Source organism: Agromyces solani, from assembly GCF_058349925.1.
In genome coordinates this window covers 275,145-299,617 of the sequence record NZ_JBYRER010000002.1, presented here as the reverse complement: position 1 = coordinate 299,617, position 24,473 = coordinate 275,145, and the positions used below count along the sequence as shown (strand labels likewise).

General features: G+C 70.5%; 17 protein-coding genes. 8 read left to right on the top strand and 9 right to left on the bottom strand.

Annotated features, from left to right (window positions below):
* The first annotated feature begins 160 nt into the window (after window positions 1-160).
* Entirely contained in the window at window positions 161-3,514 is a 3,354-nt protein-coding gene (locus AC3RJ7_RS09140) for a beta-N-acetylglucosaminidase domain-containing protein (protein WP_491455526.1), read from the top strand.
* A 55-nt stretch (window positions 3,515-3,569) separates the two neighbouring features.
* On the opposite strand, the gene AC3RJ7_RS09135 is transcribed toward AC3RJ7_RS09140, so the two are convergent.
* The 3 genes from AC3RJ7_RS09135 to AC3RJ7_RS09125 are packed head-to-tail and all read right to left on the bottom strand — an operon-like array spanning window position 3,570 to window position 8,430.
* Entirely contained in the window at window positions 3,570-4,688 is a 1,119-nt protein-coding gene (locus AC3RJ7_RS09135; protein ID WP_491455525.1) for a metallophosphoesterase family protein, read from the bottom strand.
* On the bottom strand, window positions 4,685-6,778 hold the full coding sequence (locus tag AC3RJ7_RS09130) for a DUF5054 domain-containing protein (protein ID WP_491455524.1): 2,094 nt from the start codon (window positions 6,776-6,778) through the stop codon (window positions 4,685-4,687). The genes AC3RJ7_RS09135 and AC3RJ7_RS09130 overlap by 4 nt, the downstream gene beginning before the upstream one ends.
* Window positions 6,775-8,430, bottom strand: coding sequence for a glycoside hydrolase family 13 protein (locus AC3RJ7_RS09125; RefSeq protein ID WP_491455523.1), 1,656 nt, complete (start codon window positions 8,428-8,430; stop codon window positions 6,775-6,777). The genes AC3RJ7_RS09130 and AC3RJ7_RS09125 overlap by 4 nt, the downstream gene beginning before the upstream one ends.
* A 173-nt stretch (window positions 8,431-8,603) precedes the next feature.
* Here AC3RJ7_RS09125 and AC3RJ7_RS09120 point away from each other — a divergent pair, with 173 nt between their 5' ends.
* The 4 genes from AC3RJ7_RS09120 to AC3RJ7_RS09105 all read left to right on the top strand — a co-directional run bounded on the left by AC3RJ7_RS09120 (window position 8,604) and on the right by AC3RJ7_RS09105 (window position 13,770).
* Entirely contained in the window at window positions 8,604-9,578 is a 975-nt protein-coding gene (locus AC3RJ7_RS09120; RefSeq protein WP_491455522.1) for a carbohydrate ABC transporter permease, read from the top strand.
* Window positions 9,578-10,519 (top strand): carbohydrate ABC transporter permease, encoded by a 942-nt coding sequence (locus tag AC3RJ7_RS09115; protein ID WP_491455521.1) that lies wholly within the window; start codon window positions 9,578-9,580, stop codon window positions 10,517-10,519. The genes AC3RJ7_RS09120 and AC3RJ7_RS09115 overlap by 1 nt, the downstream gene beginning before the upstream one ends.
* Window positions 10,520-10,596: 77 nt before the next feature.
* Complete coding sequence (locus AC3RJ7_RS09110) at window positions 10,597-11,916, top strand: ABC transporter substrate-binding protein (protein WP_491455520.1); 1,320 nt, start codon at window positions 10,597-10,599, stop codon at window positions 11,914-11,916.
* A gap of 102 nt (window positions 11,917-12,018) precedes the next feature.
* Complete coding sequence (locus AC3RJ7_RS09105) at window positions 12,019-13,770, top strand: glycoside hydrolase family 35 protein (protein ID WP_491455519.1); 1,752 nt, start codon at window positions 12,019-12,021, stop codon at window positions 13,768-13,770.
* 38 nt (window positions 13,771-13,808) lie between these two features.
* On the opposite strand, the gene AC3RJ7_RS09100 is transcribed toward AC3RJ7_RS09105, so the two are convergent.
* Complete coding sequence (locus AC3RJ7_RS09100; RefSeq protein WP_491455518.1) at window positions 13,809-14,837, bottom strand: LacI family DNA-binding transcriptional regulator; 1,029 nt, start codon at window positions 14,835-14,837, stop codon at window positions 13,809-13,811.
* A 45-nt stretch (window positions 14,838-14,882) separates the two neighbouring features.
* Here AC3RJ7_RS09100 and AC3RJ7_RS09095 point away from each other — a divergent pair, with 45 nt between their 5' ends.
* Window positions 14,883-17,099, top strand: coding sequence for an alpha-galactosidase (locus AC3RJ7_RS09095; protein ID WP_491455517.1), 2,217 nt, complete (start codon window positions 14,883-14,885; stop codon window positions 17,097-17,099).
* Entirely contained in the window at window positions 17,096-17,938 is an 843-nt protein-coding gene (locus tag AC3RJ7_RS09090; protein WP_491455516.1) for an EamA family transporter, read from the top strand. Before AC3RJ7_RS09095 ends, AC3RJ7_RS09090 begins: the two co-directional genes overlap by 4 nt.
* Window positions 17,939-17,950: 12 nt before the next feature.
* Here the strand turns inward: AC3RJ7_RS09090 and AC3RJ7_RS09085 are convergent, their stop codons facing one another.
* The 4 genes from AC3RJ7_RS09085 to speB are packed head-to-tail and all read right to left on the bottom strand — an operon-like array spanning window position 17,951 to window position 21,477.
* A complete protein-coding gene (locus AC3RJ7_RS09085) occupies window positions 17,951-18,589 on the bottom strand; it encodes a cyclase family protein (RefSeq protein WP_491455515.1) in 639 nt (212 codons plus the stop codon).
* Window positions 18,582-19,985, bottom strand: a complete 1,404-nt coding sequence (locus AC3RJ7_RS09080) for a purine-cytosine permease family protein (protein WP_491455514.1) — start codon at window positions 19,983-19,985, stop codon at window positions 18,582-18,584. Before AC3RJ7_RS09080 ends, AC3RJ7_RS09085 begins: the two co-directional genes overlap by 8 nt.
* A 34-nt stretch (window positions 19,986-20,019) precedes the next feature.
* The gene (locus tag AC3RJ7_RS09075; RefSeq protein WP_491455513.1) at window positions 20,020-20,442 is read right to left on the bottom strand and encodes a YybH family protein; all 423 of its coding nucleotides are present in this window, start codon (window positions 20,440-20,442) and stop codon (window positions 20,020-20,022) included.
* Window positions 20,443-20,472: 30 nt separating this feature from the next.
* Window positions 20,473-21,477, bottom strand: a complete 1,005-nt coding sequence (gene speB / locus AC3RJ7_RS09070; RefSeq protein ID WP_491455512.1) for an agmatinase — start codon at window positions 21,475-21,477, stop codon at window positions 20,473-20,475.
* Window positions 21,478-21,575: 98 nt separating this feature from the next.
* Here speB and AC3RJ7_RS09065 point away from each other — a divergent pair, with 98 nt between their 5' ends.
* Complete coding sequence (locus AC3RJ7_RS09065) at window positions 21,576-22,160, top strand: helix-turn-helix domain-containing protein (protein WP_491455511.1); 585 nt, start codon at window positions 21,576-21,578, stop codon at window positions 22,158-22,160.
* On the opposite strand, the gene AC3RJ7_RS09060 is transcribed toward AC3RJ7_RS09065, so the two are convergent.
* A complete protein-coding gene (locus AC3RJ7_RS09060; protein WP_491455510.1) occupies window positions 22,161-24,410 on the bottom strand; it encodes a hypothetical protein in 2,250 nt (749 codons plus the stop codon). It lies immediately after the preceding gene.
* Between the last annotated feature and the right edge of the window lie 63 nt (window positions 24,411-24,473).

Genomic DNA, 24,473 nt, shown 5'->3' with positions numbered 1-24,473 from the left:
TCAACCCCAACTTAGTTTACTAAGTCAACAAAGTCACCAGCGCGAAGCCCTCCGGCGGCGACGCGTTCACAACTTTCACACTCCTCGGATTCGTCGCCGGTGACGAGTCACCGCGACGGATCAGAGGCAACACTGACCCACCCTGGGTCGAGGAGGCTGGATGATGCGCCCGATAGCAGGCCGCAAAATGATGCTCGGAACGGTGCTGATGTCAGCGTTGACGCTGTCATTGCTGTCCCCCTGGGTTGCGAACGCGGAGCCGTCCGCAACGCGGCCGTGCAAGTACGACCTGTATCCCAAGGTCCACAGCTGCACCTCTGGGCCGAGAAGCATGGCGATTCCGGAACAGACGACGATCAATCTCGTCGTCGACGATGGCGTCGGCCCCAACACCGCCGCCAAAGCGGAGGCACTGTTCGAGACGCGTGGCTTCGCGGTGACGACGGCGAGCCCGGACTCATCGCGGCGCGACATCGACGTTCTGGTGGGTATCGACGACGACGAGGGCGCCGATGACGCCTACCTCGACGGGACGTACGACCCGGCTCGTTCAATTGCCAACGACGACGGCTACGTACTCGAGATCAATGCCGCCGATCGGGTTGTCGCCATCGAGGGCAGGGACAACGACGCTGCGTTCTACGGCGTGACCACCCTCGATCAGATCCTCAGCCAGGCGGGCGTGGTCCTCCGCGACACACTGATCGAGGACTACGCGGACGTCAAGTTCCGGGGATTCATCGAGGGCTTCTATGGAACCCCCTGGTCGCACGAGAATCGGAAGGACCTCATGGTCTTCGGTGGCGATCACAAGATGAACTCCTACCTCTACGGACCGAAGAACGATCCCTACCACGCCGCCCGCTGGCGAGAGCCGTATCCCGCCGAGAAGCTTGCTGAACTGAAGGAGTTGGTCGACACGGGACGTGAAACCAACGTGCAGTTCGTCTGGGCGGCACACGTCGGCGGCAAGATCGACCTCGGCTCCGATGCGGATGTCCGAGCCCTCGAGGACAAGTTCGATCAGCTCTACGAGATCGGAGTCCGACAGTTCGCGATCTTCTTCGATGACGCCGCGACGAACAACGATCAGTTGGTGAACTTCATCACCCGCATCGATCGCGAGTACATCAAGCCCAAGGGCGACGTCCGCCCCATCATCTTCTGCCCGCAGTACTACCGAAAGGACGGCGGCAGTCAAGCGACGATCAACTACCTGAAGAGCATCAGCCGTTTCCCGAAGGATGTGGAGATCATGTGGACCGGCGACAACGTGGTGTCGCCGGTCTCGCAGAGCGCCATCGACTGGGTGACGCAATACATCGACCGGCCCGTCTACATGTGGTGGAACTACCCGGTCAACGATCTCGGGCGCGCCGGATATGTCCATATGGGACCGTCGAAGGGCCTGCACGCGGGCGTAGAGAACGTCTCCGGCTTCGCCGCGAACCCGATGAATCAGGCCCAGGCATCGAAGGTCTCCCTCTTCAGCGTCGCGGACTACACGTGGAACACCGACGATTACAATGCAGACCTGATTTGGCAGGCCTCGTTCGCCCGCATCATCCCGGACGATGCGACGGCGGCCCGGGCGTTGCGGATCTTCTCGGCCCATGCCTCAGCCGGCCTGAATCCGTTCGACACCCCGGAGTCCGCCTATCTGCTGCCGGAGCTGGCCTCCTTCAAACAACTGCTCGCTGCCGACGGCGAGGTCGACGAATCGGGCGCGACCCTGATCCGATCCTTCGACGAGATCAGCAGCGCGGTCGACACGCTCGAGGCGTACGACGGATCGAACGGCATCTCCGGAGAACTGGGGCCCTGGCTCGACGAGCTCAAACGGATCGCGCAAGTGAGCCGGGCCGCGGTTCAGGGAATCCTCGACCTGGACGACCTCACTCCGGATGATCCGGCGTCGATCCGAGCTGCGATGACCCTCATCTCGGACCAGCGAGCCGGCCTCAAGGCCGCAGTCTCGTCTTCGCCGAAGGTGATTGCGCAGAAGGAGCTCGTTCCCTTCATCGAGGAGATCCTCTCGCTCGTCGAGATTCGACTCATGAACGCGCTCTCGCTGCCGCCCAAGATGCATGGCTTCGGAAGCACGACCTTGGACTACCCGAAGATGCTGGACGGCGACCTGTCCACAGCGGCCGGATCGGGCGCATTCGTGTCCCGTGGAGCGTACTTCGGTGTGAATCTCGGCAGAACGACGCGTATCGACAACGTGCTCATCAGCATGGACGCCAAGAACTACTACAAGCAGGGCGTGCTCGAGGCATCGATCGACAACGCCACCTGGTTCGAAGTGGCCGGTTTCGACAGCAGTTCGGTCTCCGCTCGGCAACTCGACGTCGAAGCACAGTTCCTGCGCTACCGCGCCACCGACGAGTTCACGGATGAGGTCACCGGCTCGCCCAATCGCGGGTTGTCGGTCAAGGAGTTCCGCGTGAACGTGGAAGACCCTGCCGAGGTCTTCACGAACGTGGCCGGTCTGCAGGGTCGTGCCCTGTCCTTCGAAGGATCGACCGTCGCGCTGCGAGGCTCCGGCGATCTCACCGTGGACCCGGGAGAGTACTTCGGCTTCCGCTTCAACAAGCTCAAGAACGCGCATTCGCTGAGGATCGACGATGATCTGAGGTTCCTGAGCGCCGAGTTCTCGACCGACGGACGTGCATGGACCGCGATGAACTGGTCGGATCCGCGCATCAACGCAGCGACGTACATTCGCGTGGTGAACACGTCGACGGTCGCGCAGGACATCGCGCTACAGGAGCTCTCCGTTGCACTCGGCGGCTCCATCCGCCCCACGGCGAGCGCGCACAACGTGAGCGTCTACTCCGGAAAGGTCGAGAACATCGTCGACGGCGACCCGGCCACGTCCTTCTGGCTCCGAGGGGCGGGCGGTGACCGGCACTTCGTCTTCGATCTGGGACGCGAAATCCCGGTCTACGACCTGTTGATCAGATCGGAGAAGGACCTCGTGTCTTCGGGCAGCATCGAGTTGAGTTCTGACGGGACGAACTGGCGTGATCCGGTCACGTTCACCAAGGCCGGGGCCGACAACGTCGTGAAGCTCGGCGGCGAGTCGGCTCGCTACGTGAAGCTGACGGACGGCGTGCAGAGCAACTGGCTCAAGCTGCTGGACGTCGCGGTCAATTCGACTGTCGACGAAGACACCGCGGTGCTCAGCGGTGATCCGGGCGGCCTCGAGACGCTGCTCGATCTCGACCTCTTCACCTCCGTCGACGTGGGCGACGCGGCCGGCGCATTGACGTACAGCAACGTCAACACGCCCGCCGCGAGCAAGCTCATCCTGGTCAAGGACGAGGAATCGGAGGTCGACCTGAAGGTCAAGCCGGCTGACGGTCAGGAGTGGATCGATGCGGGGACACTGACCGGCGGTTATGTCAACGTCGATCTGAGCAGGTTCGGCGAGATCTCCGAGTTCAAGCTGCAATGGACCTCGGGCTCGGGACTGCGGCTGAACGAGTTGTTCGTCGGGACGCTCGTCTAGGAACGACGAACGGGGCCGGGTCGCGATCGCGACCCGGCCCCTGCTCGTTCGGGCGTCAGGCGAGCGGCGCGAGCCGCACCTCCTGCAGCACCTCGCCGCCGAGGTCGCGCATCGTGAGCACGAGCTCGTCGGCACTCGCCTCGCCGTCGATCCAGGCGGCCGCCTCGTCGGAGGCGACGTCGAAGTCGGGCCCGCCGCCGATGAGCTGCGCGTACGGGAAGTCCTCGGTCGCCGGCATCCAGGTCTGGTAGTGGGTGTGCCCCGAGACGACGATCTGCGCGCCCCACTCCACGAGCACGTCGTGCCAGGCGTCGCGGCTCATCCGGCTGAACCAGTCGTAGCCCTCGGCGTCGTAGTCGACCTCGGCCTCGTCGACCCAGCGCAGCGGGATGTGGCAGAAGACGACCCGGTACGGGGCATCCCGGAGCTCGGGACGTGCCGTGACCTCGCGCAGCCACTCGGCCTGCTCGGCCCGCAGCGGCTCGAAGGCGACGCGCCCCTGGAACGTCGGGTGGGCGTCGGGCTTGTCCTCGCCGGTGTGCAGCACGATGCAGGCCACCGGCCCGATGCGGAACGCGGTGAAGGGCCGCCCCTCGGGCGTGGCGACGAAGTCCTCGAACTGGTACGCCCAGGTGCCGCGCACGTCGTGGTTGCCGACCACGATCGCGAGGGGGCGCCCGGCGCTGACGTCGAGACCCGCCGGGTTCAGCACCGTCGAGGTGAACCACGACGGGTCCTTCCAGTCGTTGCAGAGGTCGCCGTTCCACACGAGCACGTCGACCTCGGGGGTCGCCTCGTGCAGCGCCCGCAGGGTGTCGTCCTCCTGGTGGGTGTCGTTCCACACGGCGAAGCGCGCGCGGTCGGATGCCGCGTCGAGGGTGCGCACGGGCTTCCAGTCGCTCTCGTGGCGATCGCTCGGAGCCTCGACCGCCTCGGTGACCGAGCGCACGCGCAGGGCGGTGCCCGCGGGCCAGCCGGCCGTGCGCACGCGGAGCACCCGGTCGCCCTGCGGCACCATGCCGAAGGCGTCGGCGGTCGCGGTGCCGCGCGTGCCGTCGGCGGTCTCCCACTCCAGCCATCCGCGGCTGAGCCGGCTCACGCCCCAGACGACCTCGAACCCGTCGGCGCGCGGCGCCATCACGACGGGCGGGCTCGTCACGAGCGGTTCGGTCATCGACCGCCCCCGAGCTCGAGGAGGAAGCGGAATCGCAGGTCGTCGTCGAACCACATCGTGAAGTTCGTACCCCACACGTTGTTGTGCAGGTTGACGTGGAAGCCGTCCTCGGGGTCGGGCACCGTGTTGTCGAAGCGATAGAGCGCCGGACGGCCGACCGCGACGAGCGCCGCGTCGAGCGGCCGCAGCGAGAAGCTCCGCTCCGCGGAGTGCGCGACCTCGGCGACCGCGTGCAGGCTGCGATTGCCGTTCCGCACGACCGCTTGCGGGTCGACCGGCGTGTCGATCTTCGTGAGCCGCCAGTCGCCGGGCTCGGTGCGCGGACGGAACGCCAGCCAGCTCGCTTCGGGCAGCCGCGAGGCGTCCTTGTCGCACAGGTCGAGCGTGATCGAGATCGGCCCGGCCTCGGCCGGGAACCGGTAGGCGAGCCGGATGTCACGGGCCCCGCCCCACGCCTCGCACGCCGCCTGCGGCAGGGCGAGTCGCAGCACGACGACCGTTGCTTCGGCATCGTCGGCCCGCTCGGCCGACACGACCGTCGGCGCGAACGTCGTGGCCGGCAGGGTCTCTGCGATCGCGAGCCCGGGCTTCGACTGGTCGGGGATCGCCCACATCGCGTGCTCGTCGAGGTCGCGGCAGTACTCCTCGACCCAGCGGACCTCGTCGCGCTCGTCGAACGTCTCGTACCGGTAGGCGGCGAGCGGATGCTCCGGGCCGGCCCACTCGGTGCCGTCGGCGTCGACCAGGGAGACGAGGGCGCCGTCGGCGCCGAAGCGCACGCGGTAGGCGCCGACGGCGTGGTCGGCGCCGAGGTCGATCGGCGTCGCGGCCGTTCCCTCGGCGTCGGCGGGCCGGGTGCCCGCGATCGCCGCCTCCGCCTCGGTGCGGCGCTCGGGCGAGAGCGCGGCGAGCGCGCGGTCGAGGTGGGCGCGCTGCTCGGCCCACGACGCTTCGAACGCCGAGTAGCGCAGACCCTGCGGGTTCGGGTGCTCGGTGTACGCCCAGGCGTACTCGTCGAACTCGTCGGGATTCGCGGTCGGGTCGATGACGTCGGCCGCGCGGGCGCGCCGGAAGGCGGCCTTCTCGTAGTTCACGTAGTCGGGCAGGTGGGTCTTCAGATCCTCGCCCCAGGTGTGCTCGGGCACGAGCAGGAGGCCGTCGCTGAACGCGTCGCACTCCTCGGTGCCGGGCACGAGGGCGCCGGTCGCCACCCACTCGGCCCGGAGCCGCAGCAGGGCGCGGAGCCGCGCCGTCTGCACCGGGTCGCTCCCGACGCCGTGGATCCAGGAGTCCCCGATCTCGTGCTCGAGCACGGGCAGGCCCTCGCGCACCGCGACGACGCCCGCGCTGAACGCCTCGAGCGTCGAGGCGACCACCCGGGCCTCCGGGTACTCCGCCTGGAGCTGGGCGAAGAGCTCCTCGACCTCCTCGACCGGGGGCGGGCCGAAGTTGTCCCCGGTGTGCGCGAGGTGCAGTGCGTCCGTACCGCCGGGCACGACCGCGAGCCCGAGATCGGTCGCCCCGTAGCTGCGCGCGTAGTTGACGACGACCTCGCTGCCGTCGGGCGCCCGCCAGACGAAGAACTCGGGCACGTCGGGCACCGCCGAGGCGCCGTTCACGCCGAGGTGCAGGTACTCGATGCCGCTGCGCGCGAGGAAGGGCACGAGACCGATCGTGTGGCCGGGGACGTCCGTCATCTTCGCGGCGGTCGTGCGGTGGCCGAAACCGGCATCGAGCTTGCGGCCGATCGCGATCGCGTGCTCGACGAGTCCGGGATCCATGAGCTCGGTGTGCGTGGTCAGGGGCAGTGCGTGCCAGGTGACGTGGCCCGCACGGATCGCCCGCTCCAGCGCCTCGCGCTCGTCGGGGCCGCCGAGGCGGAGCGCCTCGTGGATGAGCCACGAGCCGGTCGTCCAGATGAAGCGGGCCGGTCCGCCGCGGCGCTCGAGCTCCTCCGCGAGCGAGATGGCGCGCGGCAGGTACTCGTGCACGTAGCGATCGGTGACGTTGGCGGCGGTGTCGGTGAAGCCCAGGTCGAGGTGGGTCTTGAAGACGACGTGGATCGTGCGGACATCGGGGGCGGTGGTCATGCGGTCATCCAAACTGCGGTGTCGGGTTCGAGGATACGGGCGGTGAGCGGGGCGCTCGCGAGGAGGATCTCGCCGAGCGGCAGCGGCACCGGCTGGTCGCCGGTGTTCGCGAGTACGGTGACGTCGCCGTTGCGGAAGGCGAGCACGTGGGGCGGGTGGCCGTCGAGCCAGTCGAGGTCACCGGTGCCGAGGGTGCGTTCGCGGCGGACTGCGAGGGCCCGCCGGTACAGGTTCACGGTCGAGTCGGGGTCGATCCGCTGCCGATCGCGCGCGAGCTGCGCCCAGGCGGGCGGCTGGGGCAGCCACGACGCGCCGTTCCCGCTGAAGCCGTAGCCGGGCGCATCGGCCTCCCACGGAATCGGCACGCGGCATCCGTCGCGCCCGTACTGCTCGCCGCCGGTGCGGAAGAAGGTCGGGTCCTGGCGTGCGGCATCGGGGATCCCGGTGACCTCGGGCAGCCCGAGCTCCTCGCCCTGGTAGACGTACGCCGAACCGGGCAGCGCGAGCATGAGCAGTGCGAGCGCGCGGGCGCGCGGGAGCGAGTCCGCGTACGCGGGCACGCCCGACGAACGCGGCCCGAGGCCGCCCTCCCGCTGCGGGGCCGTCATCGAGAGCCCCGTCGCCGGCCGAACGGAGTCGTGGTTCGACGAGACCCAGGTCGCCGGCGCCCCGACCGACGGATACGCCTCGAGGGCGTCGTCGATCGCGCGGCGCAGCGCCGCGGCATCCCAGACGTCGAACAGGTCGTTGAACGCCTGGTGCATCTCGTCGGGGCGGACCCAATCGGCCCTGCGGATGAGCGGCTTGATCCACGCCTCGGCGACGAGGACGCGATCGCCCGGGTAGGCGTCGACGATCGTGCGCCAGTCGCGGAAGACGTCGTGCACCTCGGGCTGCCCGTCGAACGGCGCGAATCCGTCGGCATCGGGGTCGTGATCGGGCAGTCCCTCCGCCTTCACGAGGCTGCTCGCCACATCGACGCGGAATCCGTCGATACCCCGGTCGAGCCAGAAGCGGAGGATGCGGCGGAACTCCTCGCGCACGTCGTCGTTGCGCCAGTCGAAGTCGGGCTGCGACGAGTCGAAGAGGTGCAGGTACCACTGCCCCGGCGTGCCGTCGGCCTCGGGCACCCGGGTCCAGGCCGGGCCGCCGAAGTGCGACATCCAGTTGTTCGGCGGCTCGTCGCCGCCGGGGCCCCGGCCGTCGCGGAACAGGTACCGGGCGCGCTCGCGGCTGCCCGGGCCGGCCGCGAGGGCGGCCTGGAACCACGGGTGCCGGTCGGAGGAGTGGTTCGGCACGAGGTCGGCGATGACGCGGATGCCTCGGGCGTGCGCCGCGGCCACGAGCCGGTCGAAATCGGCGAGCGTGCCGAAGAGCGGGTCGACGTCGCAGTAGTCGGCGACGTCGTAGCCGGCGTCGCGCTGCGGCGATACGTAGAACGGCGAGAGCCAGAGGGCGTCGATCCCGAGCTCGACGAGTGCGTCGAGCCGCGCGGTGATGCCGGGCAGGTCGCCGACGCCGTCGCCGTCGGAGTCGGAGAACGAGCGCGGGTACACCTGGTAGATCACCGCCGATCGCCACCACTCGCCGCCGGCGGATCCGCCGGTGGGCGGCAGCCCGGCCACCGCTTCCTGCACCGTGCCGTCCGACATCGGGCCCTCCTCTTCTTCGAAGACGATCCTCGCGCCGATCGACGGCGCGAGGATTTCTGTTTGCGTAAACATGATCCTCCCGTATACTCCACTGGGAACGCAAACATTCACGAAGGAGTGCGATCGCGCATGACGAAGACGTCACCCGCCCGAGGTGCGAGAGCAGGCCGCCGATGACCGCGGTGCACGCGAAGGCGGAGCCGCCCGCGGGCGTCTCCTACGCGACCTACGCGAGCCGAGTCGCGCCCGGCTCCGAGGCGTCCCGCACCGGGCGCCGCCGGGTGCGCCGCGACTGGGCCGGCTGGTGGTTCGTCGGGCCGTTCATGCTCGTGTTCGCGCTCGTGCTCATCGCGCCGCTGGTGTATGCGATCTACCTCAGCCTCTTCCGCGAGACGCTCGTCGGCGGCACGCACTTCGTCGGGCTCGAGAACTACGGCCTCGCACTCACCGACCCGAAGTTCTGGGACGCGACGATCCGGGTCACGATCTTCCTCTGCGTGCAGGTCCCGATCATGCTCGGGCTCGCGCTCTTCGTGGCCCTCGCGCTCGACAGTGCGCGCCTGCGTTTCGTTCCGCTGTACCGGCTCAGCATCTTCCTGCCGTACGCCGTTCCGGGCGTCGTCGCCGTCATGATCTGGGGCTACATGTACGGCTCGCAGTTCGGGCTCGTCGCCGACCTCGAGCACTGGCTCGGCATCTCCCTGCCCGCCCCGCTCTCCGAGAGCTACATCATGCCCGCGATCGGCAACATCGTGACCTGGGAGTTCGTCGGCTACAACATGCTGATCTTCTTCTCGGCGCTGAAGGCCGTGCCGCAGGAGCTCTACGAGGCGGCCGAGATCGACGGCGCGGGCGCCTTCCGCACGATCTTCGCGATCAAGATCCCCTCGATCCGCGGCGCGATCCTCGTGGCGACGATCTTCTCGATCATCGGCAGCTTCCAGCTCTTCAACGAACCGGCCGTGCTGCAGTCGATCGCCCCGAACGTCATCACGAGCTACTTCACGCCGAACCTCTACGCGTTCAACCTGTCGTTCGCCGGCCAGCAGTTCAACTACGCCGCGGCGATCGCGATCGTCTCGGGCCTCATCACGATGGTCGTCGCGTACTTCGCGCAGTCGACGGGCAACAAGCAGGAGAAGCGCTGATGACCACCGAATCGATCACCACCGCCGGTCGTCGTCCGAGCCGCCTCGCGAGCGGGCGCATCCCGTTCGCGGGCCGCCCGGCCGCGCGCCGCAGCCCCCGCAACCGCCGCGCGTCGATCACCCTGACGGTGCTCATGCTGCTCATGCTGCTCTACTGCGTCGTGCCGCTGTTCTGGCTCGTGATCAACTCGACCAAGAGCCAGGCCGACCTCTACGACACCTTCGCGCTCTGGTTCGCGCCCGACTTCGCGCTCTTCGACAACATCGTCGAGGTGTTCACCTACAACAACGGCGAGTTCGCCCGCTGGTTCGCGAACACGCTGCTCTACGTCGTCGTCGGCGCGGGCGGCGCCACGCTGCTCGCCACCCTCGCCGGGTACGGTCTCGCGAAGTACCGCTTCCCCGGCCGGCGCGCCGTGTTCGCCATCATCCTGGGCGCGCTCGCCATCCCCGGCTCCGTGCTCGCCGTGCCGCAGTTCCTCATGTTCAGCGGACTGGGCCTCACGAACACGCCCTGGTCGGTCATCATCCCGTCGCTCGTGAGCGCCTTCGGGCTCTACCTCGTATGGGTGTACGCGGCCGAGGCGATCCCCGACGAACTCCTCGAGGCGGCGCGCCTCGACGGTGCCGGCGAGCTGCGCATCTTCTTCTCGATCTCGCTGCGCCAGCTCGCCCCGGCCCTCATCACCGTGCTCATGTTCGCCGTCGTCGCGACCTGGAACAACTACTTCCTCCCGCTGATCATGCTGAGCGACCCCCAGTGGTACCCGCTCACGGTCGGCCTCAACCAATGGGCCTCGGCGTCGACCTCGGTCGGCACGGTCCCCATCCCCAACCTGGTGATCACCGGTTCGCTGCTCACCGTCATCCCGATCTCCGCGGCATTCCTCTACCTCCAGCGCTACTGGCAGTCGGGGCTCACCGCGGGGAGCGTGAAATAGCCGCCCCCTGTCGGCACGCACCACCCAGCACCACCTGCACACACCCAGAGAAACAGCACCCGAGAAAGGGACCGCACGTGAAGAACAACACCATGCGCCTGTGGAAGCGTGCCGGCGCCGTCGCCGGCGCCGTCGCACTGCTCGTCGGCGCGCTCTCCGGCTGCGCCGCCGGCGCGTCGGGCAACGAGAGCACCGACGTCGAGGCCGCCCTCGACACCGAGACCACCCTCACCTGGTGGACGTGGGGCGACACCACCCAGGCGTGGGCCGACGCCTTCATGGAGGAGCACCCGAAGATCACGATCGACGTCGTCAAGGTCGACAACCCCGACGCCGCCGTGACGAAGCTGCAGAACGCCGTCAAGGCGGGCTCGGGTGCCCCCGACATCCTCGGCGTCGAGTACCAGACGCTCCCCCAGCTGACGCTCGGCGACGCCCTCGCCGACCTGACGCCGTACGGCCTGGCCGACACCGAGAGCGAGTTCACCGCTTCGACGTGGAACGCGGTCAACGTGCAGGGCGAGCTCGTCGGCCTGCCGCTCGACTCCGGCCCCATGGTCATGATCTACAACACCGACCTCTACGAGAAGGCCGGCGTGGCCGAGGCCCCGAAGACGTGGGACGAGTTCGCCGCGGCCTCCGCGAAGATCCACGCCTACGACCCCGAGGCCTACATCGCCAACGCCGGCGACGCCGGCTTCTTCACGAGCATGATCTGGTCGTTCGGCGGCCAGCCCTTCAAGATCGACGGCGAGAACGTCACGATCGACCTCCAGGACGAGGGCTCGAAGCAGTTCGCCGACTTCTGGGGCGGGATGCTACAGAAGGGCGAGCTGTCGCAGGTCTCGACGTGGTCGGACGAGTGGAACCGGGCGCTCGCGGCCGGCAAGCTCGGCACGCTCATGATGGGCTCGTGGATGATCGGCGGGCCGGTGGACGCCGGTGACACCTGGCAGGTGGCGCCGATGCCGTCGCTCGACGGACAGCCCGCCTCGGCCGAGAACGGCGGCAGCGCGCTCGCCGTCACCGAGCAGTCGAAGAACAAGGCCGCCGCCGCCGGCGTGCTGCAGTGGCTCGCCTCGGGCGAGGGCCGCGACCTCGTCAACCAGGGCGGCTTCCCGTCGACGGTCGCGACCATGAGCGACCCCGAGTGGCTCGACCGCACCTGGCCCGAGGTCTACGGCGACCAGACGGCCAACGAGGTCGGCGCCGCTGCTTCGGAGTCGGTCATCCCCGGCTGGCAGTACCTCCCCTACCAGGGCTACGCGAACAGCGTGTTCGGCGACTCGGTCGGCAAGGCGCTCTCGTCGGAGGGCGACCTGAACGCCGCCCTGCTCGAGTGGCAGGACACCCTCGTCGCCTACGGCGACTCGCAGGGCTTCACCGTCAACCAGTAATCGCATGAACGCCGCGGGGGATCTGCTCGCGCAGGTCCCCCGCGGCATGCCTCCCCCGGTTCGAGCGAAGTCTCGAGCCGTCTGAACCCCCGAGAGAGCCAGATGCCTTCCTTCACGATCGGCGAGACCGACTTCCTGCTCGACGGAGCACCGTTCCAGGTGATCTCCGGCGCGATGCACTACTTCCGCGTGCACCCCGACCAGTGGGCCGATCGCATCGAGAAGGCCCGCATGATGGGCCTCAACACCATCGAGACGTACGTGCCGTGGAACGAGCACTCGCCCGTGCGCGGCGCCTTCCGCACCTCCGACGGCCTCGACCTGGCACGCTTCCTCGATCTCGTGCACGAGGCCGGCCTGTTCGCCATCGTGCGCCCCGGCCCCTACATCTGCGCCGAATGGCACGACGGCGGCCTGCCCGGCTGGCTCACGGGCGACGCCGAGCTCCGACTGCGCTCGAGCGACCCCGGCTACCTCGAGGCCGTGACCGAGTACCTCGACGCCGTGTACGACATCGTGGCGCCCCGCCAGGTGCACGAGGGCGGCCCCGTGGTGCTCGTGCAGATCGAGAACGAGTACGGCGCCTACGGCGACGACGCCGACTACCTTCGCGCGCTCGTCGCGCACACACGCGGCGCCGGCATCGAGGTGCCGCTCACGACGGTCGACCAGCCGCTCGACGGCATGCTCGAGCGCGGCAGCCTCGACGAACTGCACCGCACCGGTTCGTTCGGCTCGCGCGCCGCCGAGCGCCTCGAGACGCTCCGCCGCCACCAGCCGACCGGCCCGCTTATGTGCTCCGAGTTCTGGTGCGGCTGGTTCGACAGCTGGGGCGGACCGCACCACACGACCCCCGCCGCCGAGTCGGCCGCCGAGCTCGAGACCCTGCTCGCCGCCGGCGCCTCGGTGAACGTCTACATGTTCCACGGCGGCACGAACTTCGGCTTCACCTCGGGCGCGAACGACAAGGGCATCTACCGCCCCATCGCGACGAGCTACGACTACGACGCCCCCCTCGCCGAGGACGGCACGCCCACCGAGAAGTACTGGCGCTTCCGCGAGGTCATCGCGAAGTACGCCCCGGTGCCCGACGAACGCCCCGCCGAGCGCGGCGCGTCGCCGGCCTTCGAGGTCGCCCTCGACCGCGGCACCACGGTGCACGACGCGGCCCTCGTGCGCGAGACCGGTTTCGACACGCTCCCGGATGCCTCGGCGTTCGGTGCGCCGCGCGGATTCTCGCACTATGCGACCTCGATCGATCACGGCGGCCTGCTCGCCTTCGACGAGGTGCGCGACCGCGCCCACGTCTTCCTCGACGGCACGCGACTCGGCACGATCGATCGCGAGCACGGCGAGCGGGTCATCGCCGTGCCCGGCCCCGGGCGGCTGACCGTGCTCGTCGAGCATCTCGGCGGCGTCAACTACGGCCCGCGGCTCGGCGAGTCGAAGGGCCTCATCGGCCCGGCCACCCTCGACGGCCGCCCGGTCGAGCGCTGGAGCGCAGGCCCGCTCGACCTCGACGTCGACGCCGTGCGCGACGCCCTCGACCGCGCGGGATCCCCGCTCACCCCCGCTGATCCGATCGTCGGGCCCGCCCTCGCGTCGGGCACCTTCCACCTCGACGAGCCGCAGGACCTGCACCTCGACACGACCGAGTGGGGCGCCGGCACGGTGTGGGTGAACGGCTTCAACCTGGGTCGGCACTGGAGTCGCGGACCGCAGCGCACGCTGTACGTGCCCGCGCCCGCGCTGCGCGCAGGCGCCAACGAGCTCATCGTGCTCGAGCTGTCGGGGCTCGTCTCGCCGACCGCCCGGTTCGCCGGGGCGCCCGAACTCGGGCCGACCGAGCTCTGATGCCGGCTCGCGCGTTCGGCGGGCCGGCGGCCTCGCGATCAGCGCGTCGGCGCCGGTCCCGTGCTGTCCCGCACGACGAGCCTCGTCGGAATCAGGATCTTCTGGCGTTCGACCGGCTCGCCGTCGATGAGGGCGAGGAGCTGCGCGGTCGCCTTGCGACCCACCTCGTCGAAGTTCTGGTGCACCGTGGTCAGCGCCGGCCAGAACGCCAGGGCCTCGTCGCTGTCGTCGAAGCCCACGACGCTGAGGTCGTCGGGCACCCGCAGCCCGCGCTCGTGGGCGGCGTGCAGCACGCCGAGCGCCATCTGGTCGTTGGCGACGAAGATCGCGGTCGGCAGGTGCTCCGAGTCGAGCAGGCGTCGACCGAGCTCGAGACCGGAGGCCGCCGTCCAGTCGCCGACGAGCATCTCGGGCACCGGCAGTCCGGCGCGCTCGAGCGTGCGGCGGTACGACTCGGCGCGGCGGTTCGCCGAGAACGACTTCGCGGGCCCGGAGATGTGCACGATGTCGCGATGGCCGAGGCCGAGCAGGTGGTCGACCGCGAGCCGGGTGCCCTGCTCCTGATCGGTGTCGACGATCGTGTAGGGCAGGTCGGCGTCGGAGTCGACGATGACGACCGGCAGCCCGGCGGCGACCGTGAGCTCGTCGAGCGAACCGACCTCGGCCGACATGACGAGGATGATGCCGTCCACGGCCTGCTCCTCGAGCCGGCCGAAGGCCCCCGCCACGTCGCCCTGCGTGGGATCGGCGATCGAGAGCAGCGTCGTCGTGTACCCGGCAGACTCGGATGCCGCGGTGACGGCGTCGAGCGTGCGCTCGTTGCCGAGCGTCGTGAGGTTGAAGGTCACGAACCCGATGCTGCGGAAGCGGCCCGACTTCAGGTTGCGTGCCGCGCTGTTCGGCCGGTAGCCGAGTGCACGCATCGACGCGAGCACCCGGTCGCGGGTGGCCGGGCGCACGTTGTTCTGGCCGTTCGCCACCCTCGAGACCGTCTGCGCGGAGACGCCGGCGTGCGCGGCGACGTCATTGATCGAGGCTCGTGCGGGAAGATTCTGAGCAGACTTCATGGCAACGCAAACACTATCGGAACCACCCCCTGAGAGGAACATGACATGTCCACCCCCCACAACCTCGGCATCGTCATGCGGTCCGGTGGCGTGTCGCTCGTCCTCGAGGTGCGCGACGGCGGACTTCCCTCGATCCTGCACTGGGGCGCCGATCTCGGCACGCTCGACCGCGCGGCATTCGCCGCGCTCAGCCGCGCCGCCGTGCCCTCCATCGGGGCGAGCGAGGTCGACGAACCGGTGCCGGTCTCGCTGCTGCCGGAGCAGACCCGCGGCTGGCTCGGCCGCCCCGGGCTGAGCGGCTCGCGCGACGGGGCGGCGTGGGCACCCGAGTTCACCGTCACGGCGATGCGCCTCGACGGCGCCGACGTCGCGCCCTCCCCCGGCGCGGTCGGCCCGACCGTCGTGAACGTCGGCCCCGGCATCGTCGTCGTCGACGCCGTGGACGCGGTGACCGCGCTCGGTCTCGAGCTGACGGTCGAGCTGACCGAGTCGGGCGTGATCCGCACCCGGGCGGCGCTCGAGAACCTCGTCGACGAGCCCTACCGGCTCGACGAACTGCTCGTGTGCCTGCCGGTGCCGCTCATCGCCTCCGAGGTGCTCGACTTCGCCGGCCGCTGGGGCCGGGAACGCGCGGCCCAGCGACGCCGGATGGGCGTCGGCCAGCACCGGCGCGAGGGACGCCACGGCCGCACCGGGCTCGACGCCGCGACGCTGCTCGTCGCCGGCACGCCGGGCTTCGGCTTCGGGCACGGCGAGCTCTGGGGCGTGCATACCGCGTGGTCGGGCAACCACGTGCACCAGCTCGAACGCGACCAGGCCGGACGCCAGCTCCTCGGCGGCGCCGAACTGCTGCTGCCCGGCGAGATCGTGCTCGCCCGCGGCGAGCGCTACGAGAGCCCGTGGGTCTACGGCGTGTACGCGGCGTCGGGGCTCGACGAAGCCGCCCGCCGATTCCACCGGCAGCTCCGCGCACGGCCCGGCCACCCCCGGTCGCCACGCCCCGTGACCCTCAACACGTGGGAGGCCGTCTACTTCGACCACGACCTGGACGTGCTGAGCGAGCTCGCCGAGCACGCGGCATCCATCGGGGTCGAACGATTCGTGCTCGACGACGGCTGGTTCGGCGACCGGCGCAACGACCGTGCCGGCCTCGGCGACTGGACCGTCTCGCGCGACGCGTGGCCCGACGGCCTGCACCCGCTCGTCGAGCGGGTGCGCGGCCTCGGCATGCAGTTCGGGCTCTGGGTCGAGCCCGAGATGGTCAACGCCGACTCCGAGCTCGCCCGCCGTCACCCGGAGTGGATCATGTCAGCGCGCGACCGGCTGCCGGTCGAGTCGCGCCACCAGCAGGTGCTCGACCTCGCCGACCCCGAGGCCTATGCGCACGTGCGCGACGCGCTCGTCGCGCTGCTCGGCGAGTACGACATCGCCTACCTGAAGTGGGATCACAACCGCGACCTCGTCGACGCCGGCACCGGGCCGCAGCGCCGCCCCGGCGTGCACCGCCAGACCGCCGCGGCGTACCGCCTCATCGACGAGCTCAAGGCGGCGTTCCCCGGCCTCGAGATCGAGTCGTGCTCGTCGGGCGGCGGCCGGGTCGACCTCGGGGTGCTCGAACGCACCGACCGCGTCTGGGTCTCCGACAACAACGACCCGCTCGACCGCGAGGACATCAACCGGTGGACCTCCCAGCTCGTCGCGCCGGAGCTCATGGGCACCCACATCGCCTCGGCGCGGTCGCACACGACCGGGCGCACGCACTCGCTGTCGTACCGCGCGATCACGGCGCTCTTCGGCCACCTCGGCATCGAGCTCGACCTGCGGAAGGCGAGCCGTGCCGAGCTCGACGAGCTCGCCGAATGGGTCGCGCTGCACCGCAGGCTGCGACCGCTGCTGCACGGCGGCGACCTCGTGCGCCTCGACCACGGCGAGGGCTCGGTCGCCCTGCACGGCGTCGTCGCGCCCGACGCCTCGAGCGCGCTGTTCGCCTACTCGGCGGGTACTCGCTCGCCGCTGTCGAGCGTCGGGCGCGTGCGCCTGCCGGGCCTCGAGCCGACGCGCGACTACCGCATCGAACCGGTGCGCATCGGCGCGCAGCCCGACGAGTCCGACCTGCCGCCGTGGTGGAACGCGGGCCCGCTCGTCATGAGCGGCGCCGTGCTCGCCTCGGCCGGGCTCGCGATGCCGGCGCTCCGCCCCGAGCAGGCCGTGCTGCTGCACCTCGTCGACGACGCCGGACTCGCCGCGGCCGGCGCCGAGTGAGTCCGCTCCTCGTCGCGGCCGTCCTCGGCGCCGCGGTGCTGCACGGCACCTGGAACGCGATCGCCAAGGCGATCCCGGCCCGGCTGGTGTCGTCGGCGCTCATCGGGCTCGTCTACCTCGTCGCCGGGGCGATCGGATGCCTCGTGCTGCCGCCGATCGCCCCCGCGGCGTGGCCCTACCTGGCCGCCTCGGCGGTCGCGCAGACGGCGTACCTCGTGCTGCTGACCGCGGCCTACGCGCGCACCGAGTTCGGTCGCGCCTACCCGCTCACGCGCGGCATCTCGGTGCTCGGCATCACGCTCGCGTCGACCATGCTGCTCGGCGAGCGGCTCACGCCCGTGCAGATCACCGGCGTGGCGGTCGTCGCGGTATCGCTGCTCGCGCTGTCGTGGTCGCGCGGCGCCATGCGCGATCGCCTCGGCACGACCCTCATCGTCGCGGTCGGCGCGACGGTCACGATCTACTCGGTGCTCGACGGCATCGGGGTGCGCGCCTCGGAGCAGCCGCTGAGCTACGCGGCGTGGCTCTTCCTCCTGCAGGGCGCCGCGATCCCGCTCGTCTGCCTCGCGCTCGCGCGGGACCCGAGGTCCTTCCTGCGCGGATTGCGCACCCACGCCGTCGCCGGCACGGCCGGCGGCGTCATCTCGCTCGTCGCCTACTCGATCGTCGTGTGGGCGCAATCGCTCGCGCCCCTCGCAGTGGTCTCGGCGCTTCGCGAGACCAGTGTGCTCGCGGCCGGCCTGATCGGCATGGTCGTCTTCCGGGAGCCGTTCCGAGTGGCGCAAGCCGTCGCCGGCGTCGTCGCGGTCGCCGGGATCGTCACGATCCGCGTCGGCTGAGCCGGCACCGGGTCAATCGAACGCGACCGCCCGCACCGGCGCCCCGTCGAGGTCGACCCGCAGCGGGAAGAAGCCGACGCGCACCCGCTCGGCGAGCCCGGCGAGCCCGGCGAGGTTCTCGACGATGAGCCGGTCGGCGCCGAGCACCGCCTCGTGCACGGGGAACTCGGTGCCGCCGTCGACCGTCGGGTCGGGGCTCAGCGTGTCGACCGCGAGCACGCGCAGGCCCCGGCGCACGAGCTCGGCCGCCGCGGCCGGGTCCATCGCGGGATGCTCCAGGGCCACGTCGGTCTCGAAGTGGCGCGCCCAGCCCGTGTCGACGACGACGATGGGCGGCACGCGCTCGGGCAGCGGGGCCCCGAGCGCGGCCTCGATCTCGGCGATCCCGTAGCGCGAGCGCGGGGCGAGCCCCACGAGGTGCACGATGAGCGCGTCGCCGACGAGCTCGTCGAGGGTGATCGCCCCGGTCGTGCGGCCGCCCGCCACCGTGTGCGACGGTGCGTCGAGGTGGGTGCCGGTGTGCGAGCCCAGGTGCAGCCGGGCGACGTCGACACCGTCGACGGCGAGTTCGAGCACGGGTTCGATCCGCACGTCGGGGTCGCCCGGGTACACCCGCATGCCGTCGACGACGGGCCGGCTGAGCTCACGCATTCGCCGAGGCATCCGCTTCGTCGTTCGCGGACGCCTCGGCGAGGTGCACGCTCGGTTCGCGCACGGTGCGCGACCGCTCGGGCAGCATCGCGAGCAGGTAGAGCACGAACGTGATGACGAAGGCGGGGATCGTCGCGCCGACCGGGCTCGGCCAGACGAAGACCATGAGGTACGACGCGAACGCGCCGATCGCCCAGGCACCGACCGCGAACCAGTTGACGCCCGCGAGGTACCAGTAGCGGCCGCCGCGGTGCTCGAGCAGGTCGCGCGTGTACGACGACCGCTTGATCAGGTAGTAGTCGACGATCATGATCGCGAACACGGGCACGAAGAAGGCGCCGATGATCGTCAGGAAGGTCGTGAACTGGTCGAGGAGGGCCAGCCAGGTCGACCCGATGATCGAGATCACGCCGACGACGAGCGCGGTCGGCAGGAAGCGCAGCTTGGCCCGCCCGGCGCTCGCGTTCACGATCGAGGTGGTCATGCCGTAGACGACCATCGAGTTCGTCGCCATGACGGACACGAAGATCACGATCGCGATCGGGGCGCCGAACGCCGCGACGAGCACGCCCGGGTCGAACGGCGCGGCCTCGCCGCCCGAGAGGATCACGTAGCCGATCGCGGTCGCCCCGAGCGTCATCGCGATCACCGTCGAGAGCGTGTAGCCGATGCCCGAACCGAGGATGCCGGCGCGGCTCGACACCGCGAGGCGGTTGAAGTCGGCCGAGAGCACGGTCCACGAGATCGCCGTCGCGATGACGATGTCGAGCACGATCGCGGGCGTGTACCCGATCGCCTCGTCGACGGGGATCGCCTGGTAGGCGCTCGGCGCGAAGCTCGAGAACGCGATGACGAAGATCCACGCGATGATCGCGAGCATGAGCACCGCGAGCCACGGCTCGACGCGGGCGATGCCCTCGTGGCCGAAGATCGCGAGGACGACGACGATCGTCTGGCACAGCACCGAGAACAGGATCGGGCTCGAGAACCCGGTGAGGCTCTCGACCAGGTAGTTCACGGTGACGCCGGCGAGCATCGCCTGCACCCAGCTCCAGCCCATCAGGATGATGACGTTCGCCGCCATCGGCAGGTAACCGCCGCGGGTGCCGAACGCGCCGCGGGTGAGCGCCATCGTCGGCAGGCCGGTGCGGGTGCCGATGTTGCCGACGAGCGTGAGCACGACGGCGCCGCCGAGCGTGCCGACGACGATCATCGTGATCGCGACGCCGAAGTCGACGGCGGGGATGAACAGGGTGCCCGTGAGCAGGGTGGTGACGACGAGGTTCGCCGCCAGCCAGATCATGCCGATGCGGGGCGTCGACAGCGTGCCGCGGACCGGCCCGGAGTTGTCGGCCTGCTCCGCCAGGCGGCGGTCGAGTCGGGTGTAGAGCGACATGGCTTCTCCTGGGGGTGGGACTCGGCGTCGGCCGTCAGTCGGTGGATGCCTCGGCGTCGGCGCCGGGCATGGGTGAGAGGTGCTCGTGGACGGCGAGGAGCGCGTCGCCGTCGACGCGGAAGACGATCGTCTCGCGCTCGCGGTACGCGTCCTCCCCGTCTCCGGTGTCGACGCGGGTGGCGACGTCGTGCGAGAACACCGCACCGCCCGGGTAGGTCTGCACGAGCCGGTTGCCCGACTCGCACGAGAGCACGCGCCAGCCGCCCGCCGTCCATTCGGCCCAGAGGGCCTCGTAGGCGGCGCGGTCGTCGAGCCGGGCCGGCTCGGTGTGGAACATGAAGCTCGCGTCGGTCGCGAAGCCCGCGAAGTAGCGCGGGCCGTCGGTCGCGGCGAACGCGTCGACGATCGCGTCGGCGGCGGCGAGCACCTCGTCGCGGCTCGGTTCACGGGTGGACATGTCGATCTCCTTCGATCGGGTGGGGGCTGGTCAGGCGCGCGGGGCCATCGCGCTGATGAGCTCGTAGGCGACGTGGGATGCCGCGACCGCCGTGAGCTGCGCGTGATCGTAGGCCGGGGCGACCTCGACGACGTCGGCGCCGACGATCGCCTTGTCGGCGAGCGCGCGGATGATGCGGAGGAGCTCGCGGCTCGTGAGCCCGCCCGCCTCCGGGGTGCCGGTTCCCGGGGCGTGCGCGGGGTCGAGCACGTCGATGTCGATCGAGATGTAGAGCGGCTTGTCGCCGATGCGGGCGCGGATGCGCTCGATCGCCGCTTCGGCGCCCTGCTCCTCGATGTCCTCGCTCGTCACGATCGCGAAGCCCAGGCGCGCGTCGTCGGTGAGGTCCTCGACGCCGTAGAGCGGACCGCGGGTGCCGACGTGCATGCTCGCGGTGAGGTCGATGAGCCCCTCCTCGGATGCCCGGCGGAAGGGGGTGCCGTGGGTGATGGGGGCCCCGAAGTACGTGTCCCACGTGTCGAGGTGCGCGTCGAAGTGGAGCACCGCGACGGGGCCGTGCTTCGCCGTGACGGCGCGCAGGAGCGGCAGCGCGATCGTGTGGTCGCCGCCGATGACGACGAGCCGGTCGGCGTGCTCGGCGAGCGCCTTCGCGCCGGCCTCGACGTCGGCGACCGCCTCGTCGATGTTGAACGGGTTGACGGCGATGTCGCCGGCGTCGGCGACCTGCTGCACGGCGAACGGCAGCACGCCCTGCGCGGGGTTGAAGGGACGCAGCAGGCGAGACGCCTCACGCACGTGCGACGGACCGAAGCGCGCGCCCGGACGGTAGCTCACGCCGCTGTCGAAGGGCACGCCGACGACGGCGATGTCGGCGTGCGAGACCTCCTCGAGACGCGGCAGGCGGGCGAACGTGGCGATTCCGGCGAAGCGGGGCACCCGGCTCGCGTCGACCGGGCCGACGGGGGTGGCGCGACCCTCGGCCGATCCGCCGCCGGCGGTGTCGCCGGGCGTTCCAGCGGTGTCATCGAGTTGCATATCAGTAAACCTTTGGTATCCTTGGGACAACTTGCGGCCATGCTACGTCGCCCGCACCGGGCTGTCAACGCGGCATCCGCCTTCGTGAAGCGGCCAGAATGCAGCGACCCGTCCCACCCCGCCCGAGCGCCTCGCCGCTCGCCATCGGCGCACGCATCCGCAGCGCGCGCACCGCGCAGGGCCTGACGCTCGCCCAGGTCGCCGAGGCGAGCGGGCTCACCAAGGGGTTCCTCAGCCGGCTCGAGCGCGACGAGACCTCCCCGAGCGTCGCCACGCTCGTGCAGCTCTGCCAGGTGCTCTCCCTCACGATCGGCTCGCTCTTCGCCGAGCCCGAGATCCAGCACATCGCCCTCGACGAGGCGCCCCGCGTGAACTTCGGCGGCACCGGGGTCGTCGAGCGACTGGTCTCCCCCCGCAGCGAGTCCCGCGTGCAGGTCATCCGGTCGTCGATGGCGCCGGGCGCATCGGGCGGCGACGAGCTCTACACGATCTCGAGCGACGTCGAGGTGCTGCATGTGATCGCGGGCTCGGTGAGCGCGCGCTTCGTCGACCGCGTCGTCGAGCTCGCCGAGGGCGACGCGCTCACCTTCCCGGGGCGCGAGCCCCACTCGTGGGTCGCCGGTGACGAGGGTGCCGAAGTCGCCTGGATCGTCGTCCCCGCGCCGTGGAGCGGCTCCGCCTGATCAGGCGGCCGGCTCGTCCTCCGCACGCAGCGGCAGCCCGTGCGGGCCCCGCAACTGCTCGACCATCCGGTCGACGTAGAGCGCGACCGCGGTCGCCTCGTCATCATCGGGCCGCCAGAACATCGCCCGTGCGACGTCGTCGATGAGCGCTCCCCGCGCCTCCGCGTGCTCCGCCACCAGCGTCTCCACCGTGTGCCGGCCGTCATCGAGCAGCGCCCGAGCGGCCCGCCGGCGCGCCCAGCGCTCCCGCTCCGCGTCGCGACCGTCGAACCGGTCGGGAATCAGGTCGCACTCGGTCACGAGCGCCGCCCTGAGGATGCGCGCCGCGTCGGCGAGCGCCTCGACGTCGGTCGCGTCGAGGTCGGACCGCTGCACGACCCGCGTTCGCGTCGCCGGCACCACGAGGTCCTCGGGCGAATGCACCCCCGCCCGTTCGAGTTGGAGCCGGGCCCGGCGGAACCGGTCGATCTGCCAGGCGTCCTCCATCTCGAGGAGCACCGCGTCGCGCATCCGCACCCGGCGCGGCCGATCCGAACGCCCGGGATCGACGAGCGGCGCGAGCTCGGGATCCGTGAGCGCGAGCTCCCGGTACTCGTCGACCCAGCAGACCCCGCCGAGCCGCTGGACGAGGTCGTCGAACTCGGTACCGTCACCCGCCTCCGCGTCGACGATGCAACGGCTCTGGTAGCACGCGACGGAGTACTTCACCTCGATCGCGTCCGACTCCATGGCGGCCTGCTTCCACTCCCTCGCGAGTCGGATCCGTTCGCGCGAGACCTCGTCGTCGGCTTCGTCGCCGATGCGCCGGCGCTCTTCGGAGAGGAGCAGCAGGCCCAGCGCGGCACGCTGCTCCATGCGTTCGAGCGAGGTGCGCTGATCGGCGTACTGGGCCCGTCGCCGCCTCTTCTCCTCCTCCTGCTTCAGTTCGCCGAGCGCGGCCACGAGTTCACCGGCCACGTTCGTCGCCCGTTGCAGCCGGTCGCGGCGCTCGGTCGCCTCCTCGAGCGAGCCGTCACCCGATACGAGCCAGTTCCGCATCGTCATCAGGTAGTAGCTCTGCAGCCGGAGCATGAGCATCGGCGGCTCGTCGAACCGCCGGCGGCGCCTCGGCTCCCGAGTGCCGGGCTCGAGGGCACGCGCCGCGTCGGCATCGATCGGCGCCATCGCCCCGTGCCACGGCTTGCGCGTCGCGCCCGCGAGCCCGAGTTGCCGGCCCGTCTGCTCGGCGGCCAGCTCGATCATGGGTTCCAGCCGGTCGATGAGTTCGCGAAGCCGTCGCGCGTCGGTCACCCCCGTGTACCGCTCGTAGACGTCTTCGTACTCGACCAGGATGCTTCGGGGGTCGGCGTCCCTCGCTCGGGCGATGTACCGTTCGCGGAGTTCGGCGTCGTCGGTGCGGCGCGCGACCCCGATGAGCCCGAGGCCGAGCCAGTTCTCGGTGTTGTAGAAGCCGACGATGTCGGGGTACTCGTGCGCGACGGTCACGGCGGCGAACGCCGCGGCGAGCGTGAGCAGCTCTTCGGGGTGCGCGGCATCGGCGGGCGGCGCGGGCAGCCGGAGCGAGGCGTCCTCGATCACACGGCCGTTGCGGCGCAGCCGTGCGACGCCCGAATCGGCGTTGAACACGGTGACCTCGAGACGCCACGGCGTGAGGTTGAGGAGCATCGCCATCGCGCCGCCGACGAGCGCAACGGCCCAGTTGTCGGTGCGGTCGGCGATCGCGACGAGCTCGTTGAGGTCGGAGCCGTCTGGTCGTTCGATGCGGCCCTTCGGGTTGTCGGCGTTGAGCTCGCGCATGCGCACCGTCACCTCGGTGGCCCAGGCGTCGTTCGTCGTGCCGCCGGTACCCGTCACGGTGATCCTGAGCCACGGCGTGGTCGCCATGCCGAAGGCGAGCACGACGATGCCGGCCGCGGCGAGGAGGCCGACCGTCACCCACGCGAGCGGGGCCCACCCGGCGACGGCGCTCGCCGTCGCTCCGACCGCGACGAACGCGCCGGCCGCGATGGCGGTGACGAGGCCGCCGATCACCTTTGCCGTCATGCTGCGGTGCCTGGTCGTCGGGCGCGCGGTCCAGAACTTCAGCGCCGACAGCAGCCGGGCCGCGACGACGGTGACGAGCCACACGGCGACCCACACGACGCAGAAGTCGATGAGCGGCCCGATGAATCCGGCCTGGAACAGTCCCCAGTCGGAGGCGTCGGCCGCCTCGGCGGCGACGGATGCGATGGTTGCGAGCTGTCCGTCCACGTGTCCTCCCGATGGTGCACGCCGCGTCGCGGCGGGGTCGAACCATCGAGATGATAGAAGCTC